A 3053-nucleotide genomic window follows, 5' to 3' on the forward strand; every position below is an offset into this window, starting at 1 on the left:
ACAACTGTTCTCTCTTAAATCAGGTGGTGTGGATAAATATGCGGAAACTCAAGAATTTCGGCATTCTTGACAAAATTTATCCTTTCTGATAAAATAAATCCATTCATGGGGGAGTAGTTGGCGTACCTCACGTTGCAAGTCAACATGCTGACCGTAAAAGACGGTCTGGCTTGCATTAAACAACAAGACTCATGTACGGCTTTATGCTGTACCTGTGTCTGTCATAAAGATTATACAATCAGGTGCTGCAATAGCGCCTGATTTTTTTATGGGGTGAAAATATGGGATTATTGGAACTGTTATTGATCGGCATCGGCCTGTCGATGGACGCCTTTGCGGCATCGTTATGCAAGGGATTGAATATGAAAAAACCGAATCTGCATAATTCGGTAATCATAGCGCTTTTCTTTGGCGGATTTCAGGCAGTGATGCCGCTTATCGGCTGGCTGCTGGGGAAGCAGTTCGAACGGTATATCACAAGCATCGATCACTGGATCGCCTTTGGTTTGCTGTCATTCATCGGCGGAAAAGCGATATACGACGTATTCAATGACGATGGATGTTCCCGCAATTGCTGTGACAGACTTGACATCAAAGAGCTGCTCATACTGTCTATTGCCACGAGCATCGATGCTCTTGCAGTAGGCATCACCTTTGCATTTTTAAAGATATCTATTATCCCTGCTGTTTCATTGATCGGAATGACCACATTTATTCTTTCATTGGTCGGAGTTGGCATCGGTCATCGATTCGGCGTAAAATTCAAAAGCAGATCGGAGCTTGCGGGCGGAATCGTGCTTATCCTGATCGGGTTGAAGATTCTTATTGAGCACTTGTTCTTTCAATAGGATGTCCGGCAGGGTTTTGCGCTAACGCTCTTCACATAATATTCTTCAAATATAAAAAATACACTATCATGCTTAAGATCGTGTAAATAGCATGTCCCCTTAGAATCAAATCGCCATACCCAAATTCAAGATGATAAATCAATCGATTAAATTATTTGATTAAAATACTTGATTAATTTTTTGGATATGTTATATTAGTCTCAGAGGGAAATGCATAAGGGGGTATATACATGAAAGAAAATATAAACAAACTCATGCCATACATTACAGGAGCCATAGGGGCCGCCCTGCTGTTCTTCGTAGGCTGGGAGCACAACATTACCGTGGCGGCCTGGATTTCTTTCCCAATTTTAATCTATTCATTCAGAAGGATTGATAAATGGTATAAGACGCTTCCGCTTGTGCTGATCATGGCGGCCGCCAGATTTTTGGTAATTAACGGAGCCTGGGATCTCGAGCCCGTTCTGCTTCTTGTATTCCCGTTTTTGGTGACGTTGCCACTGCTGATTTCATTATATCTCGACAGAGCCTACTACAAAAAAATGAATCTGCTGATATCGACATTCGTATTTCCATGTACGTTTGTTGTATTTGACTACATTTTAACTTATGCCAATCTGGGTATGACTTTTTCTGTTGCTTACACCCAGAGCAAATTTTTGCCGCTTATTCAAGCAACATCCCTGTTCGGCAGCTGGTTCATCGAATTTATCGTAGTGTGGTTTGCACCGGTTGCCGTATTAGCCGCCCAAAATATCAAGAATCTATCTGCTGTTGCAAAACCGCTTATTGCGTATGCGGTCGTATTTGCCATTATCATGTCGTTCGGATATCTGCGTCTCTCATTCGACCGTCCGGATAGCAAGACGGTGCGGATAGCTTCGATCACCGAGCCCCACGACCGCGATTACTGGGCGATTACCGATGCGGGAACACCGCGCCAAGAAGCAAATAGTATCAAACCTTCGATGGCAAGGATCCAGCAGAAATTGTTTGAGCCGAGCAAGAGGGCAGCCGATTACGGCGCCAAGATTATTTTCTGGAGCGAAGGGAATTGTCCTGTCTACGAAGACGATTTTGATGCATTTTTGAGCAGGGCAAAAAATTTTGCAAGTGAAAATCATGTGTACTTTATGCCAACAGTCGTAAAACTGATCTATAACCAAACAAGGAACGGCAATCTCGCGATCATGATTAACCCCGACGGAAATGTAGAATTCCAGTACGAAAAGACGGTCTCCTGGTACCCGACCGAATCGGATGGAGTCATACATGTGATTGGCACGCCATATGGCAAAATCTCAACGGCAATATGTTTTGATATGGATTACCCGGCTCTGATCTCCCAGGCAAGAGATGCCGACATTATGCTCGTGCCCGGATTCGATACGAAAAGAATCGACGATTACCATACGCAGGTTGCGTTTTTGAGGGGCGTCGAAAATGGTTTTTCAACTGTCAGGCAGGCAAACAAAGGCTCTTCCATATCAGCCGATTACCTCGGGAATATGCTCACATATCAAAATTACTTCAGAACAGATGACAGAGTTATGATCAGCGATGTCCCTGAAAAGGGAAAAACGACGCTATACGGCTTGACCGGCGAAGTATTTTTGTGGCTTGATTGCGCGGCCTTTTTAGCCGTCAATATTATCTATATCTTAAATAGCCTGAAATCACGGTCAAAAAAATCTATGTAACATTTTTACCGAACGGTGGAATATGGCAAGGTTGTATTGCAACCTTGCCATATTTATTCCAGTTCAAAAGCACCCGTATAAAGTTGATAATATTTCCCTTTTTCATCGATAAGCTTCTTGTGACTTCCACGTTCTATAATATTTCCGTGTTCAAGCACCATGATAACGTCTGAGTTCTGTACAGTTGACAACCGGTGGGCAATTACAAAAACCGTTCTTCCCTTCATCAATGCATCCATGCCTCTCTGGACAATTGCTTCTGTTCTGGTGTCTATCGATGAAGTAGCCTCGTCCAAAATCATAACCGGAGGATCGGCGACAGCAGCCCTGGATATGGCTATCAACTGGCGCTGGCCCTGTGAAAGATTGCTCCCATTTGCCGTAATCATGGTATGATACCCTTCGGGAAGTCTTGTTATGAAATCATCTGCACCAGCTAATTTCGCAGCTTGAGGTATACCAACTTTGACGGACACAGCTTCGTGATTATATAATAAAATCATGG

The 3053-nt window shown here is 43.4% G+C and carries 3 protein-coding genes; 2 read left to right on the forward strand and 1 reads right to left on the reverse strand.

What is annotated here, in order from left to right:
• Positions 1-281 precede the first annotated feature (281 nt).
• Together QME45_14590 and QME45_14595 are read left to right on the forward strand one after the other, a co-directional pair.
• Positions 282-848 (forward strand): manganese efflux pump MntP family protein, encoded by a 567-nt coding sequence (locus QME45_14590; GenBank protein MDI6619854.1) that lies wholly within the window; start codon positions 282-284, stop codon positions 846-848.
• Between the two features lie 230 nt (positions 849-1078).
• Entirely contained in the window at positions 1079-2548 is a 1470-nt protein-coding gene (locus tag QME45_14595) for a nitrilase-related carbon-nitrogen hydrolase (protein MDI6619855.1), read from the forward strand.
• Between the two features lie 53 nt (positions 2549-2601).
• On the opposite strand, the gene QME45_14600 is transcribed toward QME45_14595, so the two are convergent.
• Positions 2602-3053 (reverse strand): ATP-binding cassette domain-containing protein (locus QME45_14600; GenBank protein ID MDI6619856.1); only part of this gene is annotated, 452 nt, incomplete at its 5' end.

This window comes from Clostridiales bacterium, assembly GCA_030016385.1.
Taxonomy (GTDB): Bacteria; Bacillota; Clostridia; order Clostridiales; family Oxobacteraceae; genus JASEJN01.

Coding starts and splice junctions, on each gene's coding strand:
- QME45_14595 (MDI6619855.1), top strand. CDS start 1,079: ATGAAAGAAAATATAAACAAACTCATGCCATACATTACAGGAGCCATA.
- QME45_14590 (MDI6619854.1), top strand. CDS start 282: ATGGGATTATTGGAACTGTTATTGATCGGCATCGGCCTGTCGATGGAC.